We start from the raw sequence: 19,843 nt of genomic DNA, 5'->3' as shown, positions 1-19,843 counted from the left end.
TTTGGGCTCGGAAAAACAGATGCTGCCGATGCCGCCAGTGCTCCCCTACGGCCAAGCAGGGGAAAACAGGGCTGCGCCGCACAAATTCCAGTCCCGTCGACGATTCACGCATAGCCAAGCACTGAGCCGGTTGCCTGAACGAATTCTTGAAGCCCCCCTTACTTATCTGCGCGAAGACGATGGATGACGTTCGGGTCATGGCGTTCAATGCTTCGTTGGGGTTATCTGGTCGCTGTTGAGATAGAGGGCTAGCCAATCGAGTTCGATAAGAGTACAAATGTACTCCATGAGTATCTTGAGTCCTCGGCGTACAGCCATTCTGACCTTCATTCGCGAACGTATCGCTGAGCAGGGTCAACCACCCAGCCTTGCCGAAATCGCCGAGGCGTTCGGCTTTGCCTCACGTAGTGTGGCGCGCAAGCATGTTCAAGCCCTGACCGAGGCCGGACTCATCGAGGTGATTCCGCATCAGGCCCGCGGGATTCGCCTGCTGGATCGGGCCGGGCGAACAGAGCTTATCGAGGTACCCGTGCTTGGCCGTGTAGCGGCCGGGGCTCCGATTGGCCCGGATGTGGCGTTGCATGAGCACTTGACGCTTGATCGCAATACATTCTCCCGAGTGCCGGATTATCTTCTTCGAGTGCAGGGTGACTCGATGATCGACGATGGAATCCTTGATGGTGACCTGGTTGGGATTTCCTGTGCCCAGGAAGCGCGTGAGGGCCAGATCATTGTCGCGCGGCTTGATGGTGAAGTGACCATCAAGCGCTTCGAGCGAGGTATCGATTCGATCCGTTTGATGCCACGTAATCCGGCCTACTCGCCGATCGTGGTGGGACCCGATCAGGACCTCTCCATCGAGGGAGTGTTCTGCGGCTTATTGAGGCGGGATTGATGACCGCCGTAATAGCGCTCGAGTCGCTGTTGCGCGACCGGCAGGTATGGAAAGGACAGGGACCGGCACGGCCTATCGGTGCCCAGCCGAGCGGGCATGCGCGTCTAGATGCCGTGCTGCCCACCGGCGGCTGGCCGAATGCCTCGCTGAGTGAAATTCTGGTTCCGGGGGCTGGCATGGGTGAATTAGGGCTACTCTGGCCAACCCTGGAGAGACTCTCTAGGGCTGGCGAGCGCATAGTGCTGGTCGCCCCTCCGTACAACGTTTACCCCCAGGCTTGGCTGGCCGCTGGCATCGATCTACGCCAAGTGGTCATCATCGAAGCCGAAGGTAAAAATGCGCTCTGGGCTACCGAGCAATGTTTGCGCTCGGGTACTTGTGGGGCAGTGCTCTGCTGGCCTGGCTTGTCGGATGAGCGAACGATACGCCGCTTGTGCGTGGCGGCCGAAACAGGGCAGACGCTGGCTTTCGCTTATCGTCCACTGAGTGTATCCAGAAACCCGTCGCCAGCGGCGTTGCGCATTGCTTTCGAGGAAGGACCTGGTCGCGTTAGGGTTTTGAAGTGCCGTGGTGGTCTTGCACCGGCAGCGCCCGTGCTCATCGCTGCCGAGCTCTGAGTGAAGAATGCGCTGGGTCTGTATCTATTTGCCGCAGCTGGCCCTTGATGGCGTTCTGCGAAATCTTGACGACCCGCTTGCTCCCCTGGTCCTTGTCGAGGGTCCCAGTCAGCGCCGCATCATTCGGGCGGCCAATGGGGCTGCGCGCCTGCTGGGATTGCGGCCTGGCCAAAGCCTTGCCGCTGCACACCTGCTGACACGAGATTTCGCCACAGTCGAGTATGACCCGGCAGAGGTCCAGCGCCATCAGCGCTTTCTGGCCGCTTGGGCCTACCGCTACAGCTCACGGGTCAGTATGCGGTTTTCTCGTACCCTGTTATTGGAAGTCGAGTCTAGTCTGAATCTCTTTGGCCCCTGGCCTCGCTTCGAACAACGCCTGCGCAGCGAGTTGACTGCATTGGGCTTCAGTCATCGCCTTGCCGTAGCGCCAAACCCGGCAGCAGCACGGGTATTGTGCAATGTGCATGATGGCCTGGCGGTTGATGAGGAGAGTTTGCGCAAGGTCCTCGATCAGATGCCCATTGACCGCCTGGGGCTGCCGCGAGAAAGCGTCAACGCATTCCAGCGGATGGGGCTTCGTACGCTTCATCAGGTTCTGTCGTTGCCGCGTGCAGGGCTGGCCCGCCGGTTCCCTGAGCCTGTCTTGCAGCATCTGGATAAACTGCTGGGACGGCGTCCATTGGTGCTGGACAGTTATGCGCCACCAGATCGTTTCGATCAGAGTATCGAGCTCAACTACGACGTGGAGTCCATTCAGGCCCTGCTGTTCCCGCTGCGTCGGCTCACATCCGACCTAGGGGCTTTTCTGGCTGGTCGGGACTGTGGTGTGCAGCGCTACGAACTCTTTCTTCAGCATGCCGAGGGTGTCGAGACCGAAGTGCCTGTGGGTCTTCTCAGAGCTGAGCGGGACGCCGCGCTGCTGTTCGAGCTGGCCAAGGGGCGCCTGGAGCGTTTGTGCCTGCCGGCAGCCGTGCGCCGGGTCCGTCTGGTCGCTGGCGATCTACCGAAGTTTATCCCCGAGCATATGGGCCTGTTCGAGGAGCGCCCGCATCAATCGATAGGCTGGGAGCAGTTGCGTGAGCGCTTGAGGGCGCGCTTGGGGGACAGTGCCGTGCACGGCGTCTGCATGCGGCCTGATCACCGCCCTGAAATGGCCTGGCTTGCAGAGACCGGCGCAGCCGCAACGCCACAGAATGAATCGCCGCGACCCGGTTGGCTGTTGCGCCAGCCTATGGCTCTCGAGGGCACGCCCAGACTGTTGGCTGGGCCGGAGCGCATCGAGTCCGGGTGGTGGGACGGCGGTGACGTGCGCCGTGACTACTACCTCATTGAAACGAAGGATGGCCGGCTCGGCTGGGCTTATCGCGATGTTGGGCGAAGGGGCCCCTGGGTGCTGCAGGGGTGGTTCTCGTGAAGGACGAGTATGCCGAGCTGCATTGCTTGTCCAACTTCAGTTTTCAACGTGGCGCTTCCAGTGCTCAGGAATTGTTCGAGCGTGCTCGGCGCCACGGTTACCGGGCACTGGCCATAACTGATGAATGCACATTGGCCGGTATCGTCCGCGCCTGGCAGGCTTCGAAGAATACTGGGCCGAGGTTGATCGTAGGAGCCGAAATGACGATCGATGATGGTCCGCGAGTGGTGCTGCTGGCTGAAAATCTCATGGGCTATCAAAGGCTCTGCGGACTCATTACCATCGCCAGGCGCAGGGCCCGAAAGGGCTGTTATCAACTCTTGCGCGAGGACTTCTGCGAGCCGCTCGATGGCCTTCTGGCCTTGTGGCTGCCGCGCAGGCTGGATCATGTGGAGGAGGGGGGCTGGTTACGCAGCCTGTTTCCCGATCGACTCTGGCTGGCGGTGGAGCTGCATCGTGGGCCTGACGATGCCCGTCGCCTGGGTGAATGCCTGGCGCTGGCTAAGCAGCTGGGTATTCCTCCGGTCGCTTCCGGGGATGTACACATGCACGCGCGAGGTCGGAGGGCCCTGCAGGATACGCTGACCGCCATACGGCATCACATGAGCGTGGCGGAAGCCGGCCATTGGCTGTTCCCCAATGGCGAGCGCCATCTTCGACCTCGTGACGTGCTTGCCGAGCTCTATCCGCCATCCCTGCTATCGGAAACCCTGCGCATAGCCGAGCGCTGCACATTCGACCTGAGTCAACTGCGCTACCAGTATCCCCATGAGCTGGTGCCCCCAGCCCGGACGGCCAGTAGCTGGCTGCGTGAATTGACCGAAACGGGTGCGCGCTGGCGGTGGCCGGAGGGTGTGCCTGAGCGCGTGACTCAGCTGCTGGACAAGGAACTGTCGCTGATTGCCGAACTGGGCTACGAGAGCTATTTCCTCACGGTCCACGATATCGTTCGGTTTGCTCGCAGTCGTCACATCCTCTGCCAAGGCCGTGGATCTGCGGCCAATTCGGCTGTGTGTTTCGCGCTCGGCATCACTGAAATCGACCCGTCGCGGATGAACATGCTCTTCGAGCGGTTCCTATCCAGGGAGCGCAACGAGCCGCCGGACATCGATGTCGATTTCGAGCATGAGCGACGTGAGGAGGTGATTCAGCATATCTTCCAGCGCTACGGTCGTGGCCGTGCCGCGCTCACCGCGGTTGCCAGCAGTTACCAGGGGGCCGGCGCCCTGCGCGATGTGGCCAAGGCGCTGGGGCTGCCAGCGGATCAGGTCAGTGCACTGGCCGATTGCTGCGGTTACCACCATTTGCCGAGTGCCGAGCGGCTCCGAGAGAACGGCTTCGATCCGGACAGCCCGCTGCTTCATCGTGTGCTGACGCTGGCCTCAGAGCTCCTCGGTTTCCCCCGGCATCTGTCGCAGCACCCCGGTGGCTTCGTGATTTCCGAATATCCCCTGGATACGCTGGTGCCGGTGGAAAACGCCGCGATGGAGGGGCGCACCGTGATCCAGTGGGACAAGGACGATCTCGATCTGGTGGGCTTGCTAAAGGTCGACGTGCTCGCCTTGGGCATGCTGACCGCCTTGCGTCGTACCCTTGACCTGTTGCGCCGACATCGCGGACGAGACCTGAGCATCGCCACCATTCCTGCGGAGTGTCCGGCTACCTACGACATGATCAGCCGCGCCGACACCATAGGTGTCTTCCAGATCGAGTCCAGGGCGCAAATGGCGATGTTGCCGCGCCTCAAGCCCAGAACGTTCTACGACCTGGTCATCGAGGTGGCCATCGTGCGGCCTGGCCCCATACAGGGTGACATGGTCCATCCCTATCTGCGCCGGCGGAACGGTGAAGAGCCGGTCAGTTATCCGGATGAAAAGCTGAAGAAAGTGTTCGAGCGTACCCTGGGGGTCCCCCTGTTTCAGGAGCAGGTGATGGAACTGGCCATCGTTGCCGCCGACTACACGCCCGGCGAAGCTGATCAGTTGCGCCGGTCCATGGCTGCCTGGAAGCGTCACGGGGGGCTCGAACCGCATCGGCAGAAGCTTACCGAGCGGATGCTTGCCAATGGCTACAGCGGTGAATTTGCCGCCCGTATCTTCGAGCAGATCAAAGGTTTTGGCAGTTATGGATTTCCCGAGTCCCACGCAGCCAGTTTTGCCCTGCTGACGTATGCCAGCTGTTGGCTCAAGTGCCATGAGCCTGCCGCCTTCGCCTGTGCGCTGATCAACAGTTGGCCAATGGGCTTCTACAGCCCTGACCAAATCCTGCAGGACGCGCGCCGTCACGGGCTGGAGGTGAGCCCCGTCGATGTACTGCACAGCCATTGGGACTGTTCGCTCGAGCCTTCTACTTGCGCAGCGCAGCCCGCAATTCGCATGGGTTTTCGCATGATCCGCGGGTTCAGCGAAGAGATGGCGGGACGCATCATCACCGCACGTGCGCAGCAGGCTTTCATGGGCGTCGATGATCTGTGCCGCCGTAGTCGACTCGATGAGCGAGCTCGTACGCTGCTGGCCGATTCGGGCGCCTTGCATGGGCTGGCAGGCCACCGTCATCGCGCGCGCTGGAGCGTGGCAGGGCATGAGGCACAGCGCCCCTTGTTCGATGACCTGCCGTCAGAAGGCGAGTCGGATGTGGTTCTGCCGCTGCCTTCCGCTGCCGATAATATCCATGCCGATTACGCCACCCTCGGTACCACCCTAGGACCGCATCCGCTGGCACTGTTGCGAGAGCAGCTCCGCGCCCGCCGCTGTCGCCATTCATCTGAGCTCGCGGCTATCGAGCATGGTCGCCCAGCGCGCGTGGCCGGGCTGGTTACAGGGAGGCAAAAGCCAGGTACCGCCAGTGGTGTCGTTTTCGTAACCCTCGAAGACGAGCATGGCATGGTAAACGTGGTGGTCTGGCATAGTCTGGCTGAACGCCAGCGCAAGGCCTTGATCGAGGCCCGATTGCTGCAGGTGGAGGGGCGAGTGGAGTACCAGAGCGGAGTGCGGCATGTCATCGCCGGGCGGCTGACAGATATCAGTGAACTGCTCGACGGGCTGGATGTTCGCAGCCGTGACTTCCATTGAGGAAGACTTGGCCAGGCTCGATGTCGTTGCAGCTATCGACAGCCATACGGCGCTAACGTCGTATAAAAGAGGGCATCGCCAGCGCTTGAAATTCGGCAGGGAATCCCTATCTAGTTGATGCGGGGCGCCGCAGTCGGGTCCCGCGATGTCCACTCGCTGAACTCATTCGGGAGATTGAAAAATGACCGCATTTTCCATGGCCCCTCTGTTTCGCCAGTCGATTGGTTTCGACCGGTTCAACGATCTGTTCGAGTCTGCCCTGCGAAACGACAATGGCAGCTCCTATCCCCCTTACAACATCGAGAAGCATGGTGATGACCACTACCGCATCGTCGTGGCGGCAGCCGGCTTTCAGGACACCGACCTCGAATTGCAGGTCGAACGTGGTGTGTTGACTGTCAGTGGCGGCAAGCGGGAAAACACGACCGAGAACGTCGCGTATCTGCACCAGGGGATAGCGCAGCGAGCATTCAAACTGTCATTCCGTCTCGCTGATCATATCGAGGTCAAAGGCGCAGAGCTGCTCAACGGCCTGCTCAATATCGACATGGTGCGCATCGTGCCGGAAGAGGCCAAGCCCAAGCGCATTCCAATCGGTAACGAGCGCCTGGCCCTGGAAGGCTGACCCTGTACTGACCGGACCGGTGAGGTCATTGGAGCCGGCCCGCAGAGGGCTTGACCAACTCGCCGATCCGGTCGGTTGGCCCGCCAGGTTCAGGCTGGGTGGGTCGGACCCGCCGCCCGAGCCAGGCTGCTGTCGAGCAATTCGCAGAACATCTCCAGTGGCAATGGCCTGCTGAACAGATATCCCTGGTACAGATGGCAGTCTCGCTGCTGAAGAATGTCCAGTTGGGCCTGCTGTTCGACGCCCTCGGCAATCACTTCCAGCCCTAGGCTGGCGGCCATGCTGACGATGGCGCGAATGATTTCCGCGTCGCCGTCGCCGGCCATGGCGTCGCGCACGAAGGACTGGTCGATTTTCAGCAGATCCACTGGTAACCGCTTGAGGTAAGTCAGTGAGGAGTAACCTGTTCCAAAATCGTCCATGGCAAAGCTGATGCCCGCCTTCTTCAGGCGGTTCATCTTTCCGATGGTGTCTTCCAGATTCTGGATGACGATGCCTTCGGTGATTTCCAGCTTGATCATTCGTTGTGGCACGCCGCTGGCGCCTATGGCGCGCATCACCTGTTCGACGAAATCGCTCTGTCGGAATTGACGAGGACTGATATTGATCGAGAGGCTGAAGGCGCCCGCGTCGACTGATCGCTCATTCAACAGGTATGCGCCGATACGACAGGCTTCGCGCAGAATCCAGTCGCCCACTTCGACGATAAGGCCACTTTCCTCCAGCAGCTGAATGAAGAGTCCCGGAGATTGCGGGCCAAGTTTGGGATGATCCCAGCGCAGCAGTGCTTCGGCACCAATGATGCGATTGTCACGTGCGTCGACCTGCGGCTGCAGATGCAACCGAAACTCGTGCCGTAGCAAGGCCTGACGCAAGTCGTTTTCCATCTGCAAGCGGGCACTGGCGGCGTGCTGCATGGTGGTGCGGAACAGCTGGATGGCGTTGCGGCCGGCATCCTTGGCCCGGTACAAGGCGATATCAGCTCGCTTGAGCAGGTCGGCAGGCGTCTCTCCATGGTCTGGCAACAAGGCGATGCCCATGCTCGGCGTCACCTTCAGCCACTGGCCCTCATAACGCATGGGCTCGGCGAGCACAGCTCGCAGTTTCTCGGCCACCTTGCGTACCTGGCGAGTGACCTCGGAGCGGCGACCGCTCAGACCGGTCAGCAATACCACGAATTCGTCGCCACCGAGTCGGGAGACCGTGTCCTCGTGGCGCACGCTGGCTTCGAGCCTGGCGGTGATCATCTTGAGCACCACGTCACCTACCGGGTGGCCCAACGAGTCGTTGATGTGCTTGAAATGATCGAGATCGATGAACAGCACCGCGCCGCGCATGTCGTGGCGCTTGTGCAGGGCGATCTGCTGGGTGAGGCGGTCTGTGAGCAGGGCACGGTTGGGCAGGTCGGTGAGTGGATCGTGCCAAGCCAGGTGCTGTATGCGCGCCTGCGCCTGTTTCAGTTCACTGATATCGCGAGCAGTGATCAGCAGGCATGCGGTTTCGTTCAGTGACATGGGTTCGACCGACACGTCCAGATGGAGCGTGCTGCCATTGCGATCGATGAATACCGAGTCCCGGTGAACAACCCGCCCTTCATGCTCGACCAGCCTGAGCAGGCGATCACGCTGGGCCTTGTCCGGCCACAGCCCGAGCTCTTCTGCGGTACGCCCAATGGCATGCTCGCCTCGGTGGCCGGTAAGGCGAGTAAAGGCTTCGTTGACTTCGATGAATCGGCCGCTGTCGCGTTCGACGATCACAATGGCGTCCGGGCTCCCGTGAAATGCCCGGGCGAACTTCGCCTCGCTTGCGCGCAGCGCTGTTTCGGCTTGCTGTCGCTCGGTGATGTCGACAATGGTGCCGGCCATGCGATGGGGTTTGCCATGCGCGTCCCGATAAAGCCGCGCAGTGCTTTCCAGATAGCGGAAACGGCCATCGGGCATACGGCAGCGGTACTGCGCCTGAAAGTTTCGCCGGCGCCCGGAGGCCACTGCATGATAGATGCCGTACATGCTGCGCATGTCCGTGGCCGGAACGTGAACGAAAAACTCGCGGGTGGAGCCTTGAAAAGCACCCCTCGCCAGCCCCTGCAGGCGCGCCGCGCGGGCTGAGCCGTAGATCATGCCGCTCGGTATGTGCCACTCCCAGGTACCCAGCTCGACCGAGTCCAGGGCCAGTTTCAGGCGCTCCTGACTTTCCCTCAGGGCTTCGGCCTGGGAGCGCTGCTCGGTAATGTCGCGAGTAGTGATCAGCAGGCAATGCTGACCGTCGAGCACAAAGGCTCCGCCGTACAGCAGGTGCTGCATCCGCTCGCCGGAGCGGCTGACAAGTTCGACTTCCACCTCGTCCAGGCAGCCCTCACTTTCAAGGGTATCGAGAATCTGCTGGCGGGTGCCTCGGCTCATCATGCCCAGCTCGAGACTGGTTTGGCCAACTGCCTCTAGTTCACTCCAGCCAAAATGCCTGACAAACCCCGGATTGACATCAAGCAGGCGCCCGGTGGAGTGTTCACTGAGCATGACGGGGTCTGGGTTGGTCTGGAAGATGACCTGCAATGCGGTAGGGCCGCTGCGCAGGTAGCCGTTCGAGAAACGGTGACCGTGCTGCGCGAAGTCCTGGCCGGGGCTCAGTCCATGGGGCTGGGAATCACTGAGGAGGCGATGCAGGTACAACGGCAAATTCACCATGACGACCAGCTTGTTGTTGTTCTAGCGATCAAGTTATCGCCTTGGCAGTGGGTCGTGCAAGCCGCCTGTATCTTCCTCGAGCAGGCGCATCATGGCGCGTGCGGCATTGGACAGCGTACGTTCCGTATGGACGACGTAGCCCAGGCGGCGGCTCAGATTCATGCCGGGTAACCTGAGGGCGCAGAGCTGGTCATCCAGCATGGTGCGCGGCAAGACACCCCAGGCGAGTCCGATGGATATCATCATTCTGATGGTCTCCAGATAGTTGGTGGTCATGCTGACATCCAGGCTCAGCCCCGTCGATTCGAACAGGCCACTGACGATCCGGTGGGTAAAGGTGGCATCGCCCGGTAACACTGCTGGATGGCAGGCCACATCCCGCAGCCGGACATTTTCGCGTCTGGCGAGGGGATGGTCGATGGCGGCGACCAGGTCCAGTGGGTCGTCCCAGATTGGTACAGCCCTCAGCGGCCCCAGGGTCTGGGGCGCCAGCGTGATGATCGCCAGCTCCAGGCGTCCATGAAGCACCTCGTCGTATGCTACCTCCGAGTCAAGAAAGCGTATATCCAGCGTGACAGCCGGATGAGCATGGGTGAAACGCCTCAGTACCGGCGGCAGGCGATGCAATCCAATGTGATGACTGGTCGCCAGGGTGAGCCGACCGCTTATCTGGCCCTGCAGGTTGGTCAACGCCCGGCGGGTATCGTCCAGCTCATGGATGATGCGATACGCCCTTGGCAATAGTGCCCGACCCGCCTCGGTCAGCCCCACCTCCCGCCCGAGGCGATCGAACAGGCGCACGTCTAGCTGAGACTCTAGCGCCGCGATGCGCTTGCTCACCGCCGGCTGGGTCAGATGCAGCCGCTCCCCGGCGCGGGAAAAACTCCCGGTTTCGGCGACGGCGATGAAGGCGGAAAGGTTGGCAAGATCCATAGAGAAAGCTTCAAGTTGATAGCCGCAAGCTACTGGAAAAGGACGGTCGGCTTGCAGCTTGCAGCTCGCTGCCAAGTATTCCAGAAAGGAATGCATTGGATGAAAAATATGAATTTGAGTGATCCGATGCAAGCCCCTAGCATATCCGTTCGACAAGAGGGGCTTAGCGCCCCGTTGCGCACCGACGCTGATGAGGAAAGTCCGATGGCCGGCAAGACGCTCTACGACAAACTCTGGGAGATGCATGAGGTGAAGCGCCGCGATGACGGCTCTTCGCTGATCTATATCGACCGTCACATCCTCCACGAAGTGACCTCGCCCCAGGCGTTCGAAGGTCTGCGCTTGGCGGGCCGCAAGCCCTGGCGCATCGACGCCAACATCGCCACAGTCGATCACAACGTGCCGACCACGCCGGACCGCAAGGGCGGCGTGCAGACCATTGCCGACGATACCTCGCGCATCCAGGTGCAGACGCTGGATGAGAACTGCGACGAGTTCGGCATTCTCGAATTCAAGATGAACGACGTTCGCCAGGGCATCGTCCATGTGATCGGCCCGGAGCAGGGCGCGACCCTGCCGGGCATGACCGTGGTCTGCGGCGATTCGCACACCTCGACCCACGGCGCCTTCGGCGCGCTGGCCCACGGCATCGGCACCTCGGAAGTCGAGCACGTGCTGGCTACCCAATGCCTGATCGCCAAGAAGATGAAGAACATGCAGGTGCGCGTGGAGGGCAGGCTGCCCTTCGGCGTGACCGCCAAGGACATCGTGCTCGCCGTGATCGGCAAGATCGGCACTGCCGGCGGCAATGGTCATGCGCTGGAGTTCGCTGGCAGCGCGATCCGAGAGCTGTCCATGGAAGGCCGCATGACCATCTGCAACATGGCCATCGAGGCCGGCGCCCGTGTAGGTATGGTGGCGGTGGACGAAAAGACCATCGAGTACGTCAAGGGCCGTCCCTACGCACCCAAAGGCGACGACTGGGAGATGGCCGTTGCCCAGTGGCGCGAGCTGGTTTCCGACGCTGATGCGCACTTCGATACCGTCATCGAGCTGAAGGCCGAAGACATCAAGCCGCAGGTCAGCTGGGGCACCTCGCCGGAAATGGTGCTGGCCGTCGACGAACGCGTGCCGGACCCGGCCGCCGAGACCGACTCGGTCAAGCGCGGCTCCATCGAGCGCGCCCTGAAGTACATGGGCCTGACCGCCAGCCAGCCGATCACCGAGATCAAGGTCGATCGGGTGTTCATCGGCTCGTGTACCAACTCTAGGATCGAGGATCTGCGCGATGCCGCTGCCGTGGCCAAGGGTCGCAAGGTCGCCGGCAACATCAAGCAGGCGCTGGTTGTGCCCGGCTCCGGCTTGGTCAAGCAGCAGGCTGAAGAGGAAGGCCTGGACAAGGTGTTCATCGAGGCCGGCTTCGAATGGCGCGAGCCGGGCTGCTCCATGTGCCTGGCGATGAACCCGGACAAGCTGGGCAGCGGTGAACATTGCGCGTCCACTTCCAACCGCAACTTCGAAGGCCGCCAGGGCAATGGCGGACGCACCCACCTGGTGAGCCCGGCCATGGCCGCCGCCGCGGCGGTGACCGGTCACTTCGTCGACGTGCGCGAATTGCTGAGCTAAAGGAGCGGAGCAGATGAAAGCCTTTACCCAACACACCGGTCTTGTCGCACCACTCGACCGCGCCAACGTCGACACCGACCAGATCATCCCCAAGCAGTTTCTCAAGTCGATCAAGCGCACCGGCTTTGGCCCGAACCTGTTCGACGAGTGGCGCTACCTGGACGAGGGCATGCCCGGCCAGGACTGCTCCCGGCGTCCGCTGAACGAGGACTTCGTCCTCAATCAGCCGCGCTACCAGGGCGCGAGCGTGCTGCTGGCCCGCGAGAACTTCGGCTGCGGTTCGTCCCGTGAGCATGCGCCCTGGGCTCTTGACGAGTACGGCTTCCGCGCAATCATCGCGCCGAGCTTCGCCGACATCTTCTTCAACAACAGCTTCAAGAACGGCCTCTTGCCGATCGTGCTGAGCGAAGGGGAGATCGACGAGCTGTTCAAGCAGGCCGAGGTCACCGAGGGTTACCAGCTGACCGTCGACCTTGCCGCGCAGACCGTGATCCGGCCGGATGGCGTGCAGTACCGTTTCGAGATCGACGCCTTCCGCAAGCACTGCCTGTTGAATGGCCTGGACGACATCGGTCTGACCCTGCAGGACGCCGACGAGATCCGCGGCTTCGAGGAAAAACACAAGGCGAGCAGCCCCTGGCTGTTTGGCGCGATCAAATAAAAGGAGCTGCAAGCCGCAAGCTTGAAGCAATTTCCGAAGGAAAAAACATGTCCAAGAAGATTCTGGTTCTCCCCGGCGACGGTATCGGCCCGGAAATCGTGGCGGAAGCCGTCAAGGTGCTGGAGCTGGCCAACAGCAAGTACAGCCTCGATTTCGAACTGAGCTACGACGAACTGGGAGGCGCGGCCGTCGACAAGTACGGCGTTCCCCTGGCCGACGAAACCCTGGCGCGCGCCCGTGAAGCCGATGCCATCCTGCTCGGCGCCGTGGGCGGCCCGAAGTGGGACGCCATCGACCCGGCCATCCGCCCGGAGCGCGGCCTGCTGAGGATCCGCTCCGAGCTGGGTCTGTTCGGCAACCTGCGTCCCGCGCTGCTCTATCCGCAGCTGGCCGATGCCTCTTCGCTCAAGCGCGAGATCGTCGCCGGTCTGGACATCCTCATCGTTCGCGAACTCACCGGTGGCATCTATTTCGGCAAGCCGCGAGAGAGCAAGGTGCTGGAAAACGGCGAGCGCATGGCCTACGACACGCTACCCTACAGCGAAAGCGAGGTCCGCCGCATCGCCCGGGTCGGTTTCGACATGGCCATGGTGCGCAACAAGAAACTCTGCTCGGTGGACAAGGCCAACGTACTGGCTTCGAGCCAGCTGTGGCGCGTGGTGGTCGAGGAAGTGGCAAAGGACTACCCCGAGGTGGAGCTGTCGCACATGTACGTTGACAATGCGGCCATGCAGCTGGTTCGTGCGCCCAAGCAGTTCGACGTGATCGTCACCGACAACATGTTCGGCGACATCCTGTCGGACGAAGCTTCCATGCTCACCGGTTCCATTGGCATGCTGCCGTCCGCGTCGCTGGATGCAGACAACAAGGGCATGTACGAGCCCTGCCATGGCTCCGCGCCGGATATCGCCGGCAAGGGCATTGCCAACCCCTTGGCAACCATCCTCTCGGTGTCCATGATGCTGCGCTACAGCTTTGCTCAGGCTGCTGCCGCCGATGCCATCGAGCAGGCTGTGAGCAACGTTCTGGATCAAGGACTGCGCACGGGCGACATCCAGTCCGAAGGCTGCCGTCAGGTCGGTACCCGCGAAATGGGCGATGCGGTGGTCGAGGCGCTCTCTAAGTTGTAATCTCTGCGGCCCTCCTGGCAGCCGCTGAATCATCATGATCGGCCTTGCCGGTTTATTTGACGGCCCTGCCAGGTCCGGGCCCACTTGATAGATAGGTAGTTGCGATGAAACGTGTTGGTCTGATCGGTTGGCGCGGCATGGTTGGCTCCGTGCTGATGCAGCGGATGCTGGAGGAGCGGGATTTCGAGCTGATCGAGCCGGTATTCTTCACCACCTCCAACGTCGGCGGCCAGGGGCCAGAGATCGGCAAAGACATCGCTTCGCTGAAGGATGCCTACAGCATCGATGAGCTGAAAACGCTCGATGTCATCCTCACCTGCCAAGGCGGTGACTACACCAACGAAGTCTTTCCCAAGCTGCGCGAAGCTGGCTGGAACGGCTATTGGATCGACGCTGCTTCCGCCTTGCGCATGCAGGATGATGCGGTGATCGTTCTGGATCCGGTAAACCGGCGTGTGATCGACCAGCAACTGAGTGCCGGTACTCGCAACTTCATCGGCGGCAACTGCACCGTCAGTCTCATGCTGATGTCGCTGGGCGGCCTGTTCGAGGCCGGGTTGGTGGAATGGATGAGCGCCATGACTTATCAGGCAGCCTCTGGAGCCGGTGCGCAGAACATGCGCGAGCTGATAAAGCAGATGGGCGCCATCAACGCGGCCGTAGCAGATGACCTGGCCAATCCGGCCAGTGCAATCCTCGACATCGATCGCAGGGTTGCCGATAGCCTGCGCGGCGACGGATTCCCGGTGGATCATTTTGGCGCGCCGCTGGCTGGTAGTCTCATCCCCTATATCGACAAGGAGCTGCCCAATGGGCAGAGCCGCGAGGAGTGGAAAGCGCAGGCGGAAACAAACAAGATCCTTGGTCGTTTCACCAGCCCGATTCCTGTCGACGGCATCTGTGTGCGGATCGGTGCCATGCGGTGCCACAGCCAGGCGCTGACCATCAAGCTGAACAAGGATGTACCGATGGGGGATATCGAAGGGCTGATCAGCCAGCACAATCCCTGGGTCAAGCTTGTGCCCAACCATCGTGACGACAGCATGCGTGAGCTGAGCCCGGCGGCGGTGACCGGTACCCTCAGCGTCCCGGTGGGGCGCCTGCGCAAGCTCAACATGGGGTCCCATTTCCTCGGAGCATTTACCGTGGGCGACCAACTGCTGTGGGGCGCTGCCGAACCGCTACGGCGTATGCTGCGGATCCTGCTGGAGCGTTGACGGGGCCCGCCGTGCCGCTTATGACGCCGCGCTCGACGCGGCGTTTTCGTGAGCGCTGCGCCTGTCGTCGCCCTGGTGCCTCCGATGAGGCAACCCACTCTTGCAGCAACGACGCTTTTCGCTAAAGTGCCGCGTTAATCCCCTAGCAGTTCGGCATCTATCTCACGACAGCCGGGGCTGCTCGGAGCTGGGTATGCTTGCCGTCGATCCTCGTCGAAAGCCGCCCGGCGGCTATCAAGTTTTGCCCTGGCAAGGCGATAGCCTGGGCATGTCTCCTGGCAACCACCGTCAGCGCGGACTCTGCGGGTTAATTTGTGCATTGCGTCTGATAACGTGCGAAAAGGTCTTGGGCGGTACGTCGTGGCGTCGGCCGAGTTGTTGATAAAACACCATCTGTAAAAGATACTTGCCGCTAATTTCCAGAAAGATTCTAGGGCTTACCGGTTACTTTCCTCGATGTTTTCCGCCTTTAGGCGGATTAATTCAGTACTGCTGCGACGTTGCGGTGTAAGTGGTCCCCCAGAGTCGTTCTGAATGATGGATCGCTGACGGGGGAGCCGCTGCATAGGCAGGCGTGGGCAGTGACCAGAAGTCTCTCGAAGCTTCGAGAAGAAAGATCAAACAGGGAAAACATTATGGTTCGGGTTCGCAATCTGGTCCTCGCAATCGCGGCCACTACCGCGCTGACTTCCAATATGGCGTTCGCGCTGGGGTTAGGGGAGGTCAGGCTGAAATCTTCACTGAATCAGCCGTTGGCGGCCGAGATCGAGTTGCTGGATGCCCGAAACCTGGGGGACGGCGAGATCCTGCCCAACCTGGCCTCGATCGAGGATTTCAACCGGGTTGGCGTTGACCGTCCCTATTTTCTTTCGGATCTCAAGTTCACGCCGGTAAGGCGGCCGGATGGCCAGTATGTCATCCAGGTGAGCTCCAGCCGGCCGATTCGTGAACCCTACCTCAACTTTGTCATTGAAGTGATGTGGCCAAGTGGGCGCCTGCTGCGCGAGTACACCCTGCTGCTCGATCCGCCCCTCTATTCGCCTGAAACCGTAGCTCAGGCTGCGCCCCAGTTGCCCATTGCCGCGCCTGCGCCGGCTGTTAGGACGGTGCCGCCCGCGCCGACCAACCACGCTACTCGCTCGGCCCCGGCCCCGGCCCCGGCTGCGCGACCGGCGCTGGGCGACGAGTATCGTGTGTCCTCGCGGGACACGCTGTGGGAAATCGCCGAGCGGAGCCGCCACGGTGGTTCGGTCCACCAGGCCATGCTGGCTATCCAGGACCTGAATCCGGATGCCTTCATCGACGGCAACATCAACCGGATGAAGAACGGGCAAGTGCTGCGCCTGCCGACCGCCGAGCAGGTCGTCCAGCGCTCCCGCGCTGACGCCGTTGCCCTGGTTGCCGAGCAGAACGCCGCCTGGCGACAGGGACGCGCCCTCAGCCCGGCCGGAGCTCGTCAATTGGACGCCACGCCACGCGCAACCGTCAGTGCTGAACCCGAACGCAGCGACAGCGGTGATAGCTTGAGGTTGACCGCCGCCATCAGTGGCAGTTCGACGGTAGGCAGTGACACTGGTGGTGAGGGCGACTCTGCTGCGTTGCGCGACCAGTTGGCGACGACCCGAGAGAATCTCGATTCCTCCGTTCGTGAGAACATCGAGCTCAAGGAGCGCCTGGAAGATCTGCAAAGCCAGCTCGATAAGTTGCACCGACTGATGGAGCTCAAGGACGATCAGTTGGCCAAGCTGCAATTGCAGTCGAGCCAGGAGCCTGTTCCTGCCGCCGCGGACACCGAGGAATCTGCCGACGTGGTTGCCGCACTGCCGGCATCTGCCGCTCCAGCGGCACAGGGGGATGCAACGGGGGAGCCGCCTGTACCGGCTGCACCCCTTACGCCTGCCCCCGTGCCGTCAGACCCGGGCCTGTTGGCCACCGTACTGGGCAACCCGCTGTGGCTGGGTCTCGGCGGCGGCGCGCTCCTGCTGGTGTTGGTCGGTCTGCTGTTGGCATCTCGTCGCAAAGCCTTGCGCGATGCTGCACTCGAGGAAACGCTCGAGCAGGACGCATTCCCGAGCCAGGAAGTACCCATCGGGGTCTATGGCGCGGTGAATGAGTCGCGCGTAGAGGATGAGCCGGCTGAAATGGCTGCCACTGAGGAGCGTCGTGCTCAGCCGAGCACTGACGTCCTTGCCGAAGCCGATGTATATATCGCCTATGGACGCTTTACCCAGGCTGCCGAGTTGCTGCAGGACGCCCTGAACCATGAGCCCCAGCGTAGTGATCTCCGGCTCAAGCTGATGGAAGTGCGCGCCGAGATGGGCGATCAGCAAGGTTTCGTCCGGGAAGAGGCGGAGCTGCGGGAAATCGGCGGTAGCGAAAACGAGATCAACCAGCTCAGGGCGCGTTATCCGGCCATGCTCGCCGGGGTGGCTGCTGGCGTCACGGCGGCTGCCGTAGCAGACGAGTTCAACTTCAATTTCGACGACCTGAACCTTGATGATCCAGTCGTTCAGGATCCCGAGGACGAACAGGCTGCTGCGGGGGCGGAGTTCGACTTCAACCTTGACGACTTGGAGGAGCAACTGGCGGAGCTGGCTGAGCCGGGCGAGGTGCCTGTGCTCGACACTGCCGCCGACGTGGCGGAGACCGATCCGGCGCCAGGGCAGGCGAACTTTGACGAGTTCAGTTTCGAGTTGGATGTCGATCAGCCGGCCGAAGAAGATCCCTTCGCTGATTTCGATCTCGAATTGCCAGAAGAGTCCGCCGCTAAGCCTTCGCCTGCGGTGCCACCTGTAGATGAGGCACTCACTGCAGATAATGACGAGATCCTGGACTTTGATCTTGATCTTCATCTTGATGCGCCCAAGCTCGAAGGCGAGCCGCCAGCGGGGAGGCAGGAGCTGGACGAGCTGAGCTTCGAACTCTCTGGCCAGGCGTTCACCCTGGATGACGAGCCTGGGAAGGCGGAGTCCGAATCGTCTTTCCTGCTGGAAGACTTCGATCTCTCCCTGGATGACTTGGCCGCTGAAGAGACACCCAGCGAGCCAGCGGAGGTCGATGAGCTCGACGCCGAACTCGATGCGTTGGCACAGCGATTCGAAGTGGCGCCCGAGCCTGCCGCCGACAATCCGGCTCCTGTACAATTATCGCCGGTCGCGGATGACATGGACGAGGATTTCGACTTCCTTGCCGGCACCGACGAAACCACCACCAAACTTGATCTGGCCCGCGCCTACATCGAGATGGGTGATGCCGATGGCGCTCGTGACATTCTCGACGAGATTCTGGCCGAGGGTAATGCTGCTCAGCAGCAGGAAGCGCGCGAAATGATGACTACCTTGAGCTGACGATTTGGAAGGTTCGGTGGAAAAGACAGCGGCAGCCGTAGAGGCTGCCGCTGGCGTTTACAGAATAGCCTTGGGCGTGGAGTACAAGGGATCGCGCTATGCGGGCTTCCAGCGACAGCAGCCAGGCGTACGTTCGGTCCAGGAGTCTCTGGAAACGGCTTTGACTCGCGTGGCCGGTGGTTCGCCGGTGTCACTCAGATGTGCCGGTCGCACCGATGCGCTGGTGCATGCCTGTGGTCAGGTGGTGCATTTCGACACGCCTGTTTCGCGCAGCTCGCATGCCTGGGTGATGGGCGCCAACGCCAATCTGCCTGCGGATATCAGCGTGACCTGGGCGCGCTCGATGCCCAGTGAATTTGACGCCCGCTTCAGTGCCAAGTCGAGGCGCTATCGCTACGTTATCTACAATGACCAGATTCGACCTGCGCACATGGGCGAAGAGGTGACCTGGAATCACCGGCCGCTGGATGTCGGGCGCATGCGTCAGGCCGCGGAGGCATTGGTCGGCACCCACGATTTCAGTGCCTTCAGGGCCCAGCAATGCCAGGCGCGCTCGCCGGTCAAGACCGTTCATCACCTTCAGCTGACGCGGTTTGGCAAGTTCATCGTCATCGATATCCGTGCCAATGCCTTTCTCCATCATATGGTTCGCAATATCACCGGTGTCCTGATGACCATCGGCGCTGGCGAGCGTCCCATCGGCTGGGCTCGCGAAGTGCTTGAGTCGCGCCTTCGTCGACAGGGAGGAGTGACTGCCCATCCTTACGGTCTGTATCTGGTGCAGGTGGAGTATCCCGACGAATTCAAGTTGCCTGAGCGCTACCTCGGGCCGCATTTTCTGTCGGGCCTGCCAGACTGCATGGAGTCTGCCTGGCCTATCTGACGCTTGCAGGCGGGCGCCCTTTTGCTACCATCGGTGCTTTTAACTCTGAGGTCGTGCGCTTGCCGGTCGTTCGCGTCAAAATTTGCGGAATCACCCGTGTCGAAGACGCCCTGGTCGCTGCCTGCGCCGGCGCGGATGCGATCGGGTTGGTGTTCTATCCCAAGAGTCCCCGAGCGGTGAGCATCCGTCAGGCTCGGGAGATTATCGAGGCGCTTCCTCCCTTCATTACTACTGTCGGCCTCTTCGTGAATGCTTCGCGGAGCGAGGTGGAACAGACCCTCGCGGCTGTACCGCTCGACCTGTTGCAATTCCATGGTGACGAGACGCCGGAGGAGTGTGGCAGCTTTGCGCGCCCCTGGATCAAGGCGTTGCGGGTACAACCGGGAATGGATATCGCTGCCAGGGTTTCAGCGTACCGGGGCGCCAGTGGGGTCCTGCTGGACAGTTACATGGCCGGTGTCCCCGGTGGGACCGGCCATGCCTTCGATTGGTCGCTGATTCCCTCGGGTCTCTCGCTGCCGCTGATCCTGGCCGGGGGGCTTACTGCCGAGACCGTGCGCGAAGCCATCGCGCGGGTTGCGCCCTTTGCGGTGGACGTCAGTGGCGGCGTAGAGATGAGCAAAGGCATCAAGGACGCCGCAAAAGTGAAGCGTTTCGTGGAAAGGGTCCGGAACGACATGTGACGGGGCCGAGACGCGAGCCGTCCACTAGTGATGCCTCAACGACCAGTGCGCCAGGCC

The 19,843-nt window shown here is 61.5% G+C and carries 15 protein-coding genes; 13 read left to right on the top strand and 2 right to left on the bottom strand.

What is annotated here, in order from left to right:
• From ACFOMF_RS04930 to ACFOMF_RS04905, 6 genes are all read left to right on the top strand, one after another.
• Positions 1 to 187: hypothetical protein (locus ACFOMF_RS04930; RefSeq protein WP_386361801.1), on the top strand; the 187-nt coding region annotated here is incomplete at its 5' end.
• Positions 188 to 277: 90 nt separating this feature from the next.
• Positions 278 to 895, top strand: coding sequence for a transcriptional repressor LexA (lexA, locus tag ACFOMF_RS04925; protein WP_386361799.1), 618 nt, complete (start codon positions 278 to 280; stop codon positions 893 to 895).
• Positions 895 to 1,512: a translesion DNA synthesis-associated protein ImuA gene (gene imuA, locus ACFOMF_RS04920; protein ID WP_386361797.1), complete on the top strand. Its 618-nt coding sequence runs from the start codon at positions 895 to 897 to the stop codon at positions 1,510 to 1,512. Before lexA ends, imuA begins: the two co-directional genes overlap by 1 nt.
• A gap of 7 nt (positions 1,513 to 1,519) precedes the next feature.
• Positions 1,520 to 2,926: a Y-family DNA polymerase gene (locus tag ACFOMF_RS04915; RefSeq protein ID WP_386361795.1), complete on the top strand. Its 1,407-nt coding sequence runs from the start codon at positions 1,520 to 1,522 to the stop codon at positions 2,924 to 2,926.
• On the top strand, positions 2,923 to 5,997 hold the full coding sequence (locus tag ACFOMF_RS04910; protein WP_386361793.1) for an error-prone DNA polymerase: 3,075 nt from the start codon (positions 2,923 to 2,925) through the stop codon (positions 5,995 to 5,997). Before ACFOMF_RS04915 ends, ACFOMF_RS04910 begins: the two co-directional genes overlap by 4 nt.
• A gap of 181 nt (positions 5,998 to 6,178) precedes the next feature.
• Positions 6,179 to 6,622, top strand: coding sequence for an Hsp20 family protein (locus ACFOMF_RS04905; protein ID WP_386361792.1), 444 nt, complete (start codon positions 6,179 to 6,181; stop codon positions 6,620 to 6,622).
• 89 nt (positions 6,623 to 6,711) lie between these two features.
• Here ACFOMF_RS04905 and ACFOMF_RS04900 read toward each other — a convergent pair whose 3' ends face one another.
• Together ACFOMF_RS04900 and ACFOMF_RS04895 are read right to left on the bottom strand one after the other, a co-directional pair.
• Positions 6,712 to 9,303 (bottom strand): sensor domain-containing protein, encoded by a 2,592-nt coding sequence (locus ACFOMF_RS04900; protein ID WP_386361790.1) that lies wholly within the window; start codon positions 9,301 to 9,303, stop codon positions 6,712 to 6,714.
• A gap of 36 nt (positions 9,304 to 9,339) precedes the next feature.
• Positions 9,340 to 10,239 (bottom strand): LysR family transcriptional regulator, encoded by a 900-nt coding sequence (locus ACFOMF_RS04895; protein ID WP_386361788.1) that lies wholly within the window; start codon positions 10,237 to 10,239, stop codon positions 9,340 to 9,342.
• Positions 10,240 to 10,443: 204 nt separating this feature from the next.
• Here ACFOMF_RS04895 and leuC point away from each other — a divergent pair, with 204 nt between their 5' ends.
• The 7 genes from leuC to ACFOMF_RS04860 all read left to right on the top strand — a co-directional run bounded on the left by leuC (position 10,444) and on the right by ACFOMF_RS04860 (position 19,786).
• Positions 10,444 to 11,865, top strand: coding sequence for a 3-isopropylmalate dehydratase large subunit (gene leuC / locus ACFOMF_RS04890; RefSeq protein ID WP_386361786.1), 1,422 nt, complete (start codon positions 10,444 to 10,446; stop codon positions 11,863 to 11,865).
• A 13-nt stretch (positions 11,866 to 11,878) separates the two neighbouring features.
• Positions 11,879 to 12,526, top strand: a complete 648-nt coding sequence (leuD, locus tag ACFOMF_RS04885; RefSeq protein ID WP_386361784.1) for a 3-isopropylmalate dehydratase small subunit — start codon at positions 11,879 to 11,881, stop codon at positions 12,524 to 12,526.
• Positions 12,527 to 12,573: 47 nt separating this feature from the next.
• On the top strand, positions 12,574 to 13,656 hold the full coding sequence (gene leuB, locus ACFOMF_RS04880) for a 3-isopropylmalate dehydrogenase (protein ID WP_386361783.1): 1,083 nt from the start codon (positions 12,574 to 12,576) through the stop codon (positions 13,654 to 13,656).
• Positions 13,657 to 13,760: 104 nt separating this feature from the next.
• Complete coding sequence (gene asd, locus ACFOMF_RS04875; protein WP_386361781.1) at positions 13,761 to 14,873, top strand: aspartate-semialdehyde dehydrogenase; 1,113 nt, start codon at positions 13,761 to 13,763, stop codon at positions 14,871 to 14,873.
• A 635-nt stretch (positions 14,874 to 15,508) separates the two neighbouring features.
• Positions 15,509 to 18,220 carry a FimV/HubP family polar landmark protein gene (locus tag ACFOMF_RS04870; protein WP_386361779.1) on the top strand — a complete coding sequence of 904 codons (2,712 nt, stop codon included), beginning with the start codon at positions 15,509 to 15,511 and terminating at the stop codon, positions 18,218 to 18,220.
• A 4-nt stretch (positions 18,221 to 18,224) separates the two neighbouring features.
• Complete coding sequence (truA, locus tag ACFOMF_RS04865) at positions 18,225 to 19,103, top strand: tRNA pseudouridine(38-40) synthase TruA (RefSeq protein WP_386361777.1); 879 nt, start codon at positions 18,225 to 18,227, stop codon at positions 19,101 to 19,103.
• Between the two features lie 59 nt (positions 19,104 to 19,162).
• Positions 19,163 to 19,786 (top strand): phosphoribosylanthranilate isomerase, encoded by a 624-nt coding sequence (locus ACFOMF_RS04860; protein ID WP_386361775.1) that lies wholly within the window; start codon positions 19,163 to 19,165, stop codon positions 19,784 to 19,786.
• Positions 19,787 to 19,843 lie beyond the last annotated feature (57 nt).

This window comes from Stutzerimonas tarimensis, assembly GCF_042648805.1.
GTDB classification, from domain to species: Bacteria; Pseudomonadota; Gammaproteobacteria; order Pseudomonadales; family Pseudomonadaceae; genus Azomonas; species Azomonas tarimensis.
The sequence above is the reverse complement of the archived record's forward strand: the minus strand, read 5'-3'. Positions and strand labels throughout refer to the sequence as shown.

Coding starts and splice junctions, on each gene's coding strand:
- leuB (WP_386361783.1), top strand. CDS start 12,574: ATGTCCAAGAAGATTCTGGTTCTCCCCGGCGACGGTATCGGCCCGGAA.
- asd (WP_386361781.1), top strand. CDS start 13,761: ATGAAACGTGTTGGTCTGATCGGTTGGCGCGGCATGGTTGGCTCCGTG.
- ACFOMF_RS04915 (WP_386361795.1), top strand. CDS start 1,520: ATGCGCTGGGTCTGTATCTATTTGCCGCAGCTGGCCCTTGATGGCGTT.
- leuC (WP_386361786.1), top strand. CDS start 10,444: ATGGCCGGCAAGACGCTCTACGACAAACTCTGGGAGATGCATGAGGTG.
- ACFOMF_RS04870 (WP_386361779.1), top strand. CDS start 15,509: ATGGTTCGGGTTCGCAATCTGGTCCTCGCAATCGCGGCCACTACCGCG.
- imuA (WP_386361797.1), top strand. CDS start 895: ATGACCGCCGTAATAGCGCTCGAGTCGCTGTTGCGCGACCGGCAGGTA.
- ACFOMF_RS04905 (WP_386361792.1), top strand. CDS start 6,179: ATGACCGCATTTTCCATGGCCCCTCTGTTTCGCCAGTCGATTGGTTTC.
- ACFOMF_RS04895 (WP_386361788.1), bottom strand. CDS start 10,239: ATGGATCTTGCCAACCTTTCCGCCTTCATCGCCGTCGCCGAAACCGGG.
- leuD (WP_386361784.1), top strand. CDS start 11,879: ATGAAAGCCTTTACCCAACACACCGGTCTTGTCGCACCACTCGACCGC.
- lexA (WP_386361799.1), top strand. CDS start 278: ATGTACTCCATGAGTATCTTGAGTCCTCGGCGTACAGCCATTCTGACC.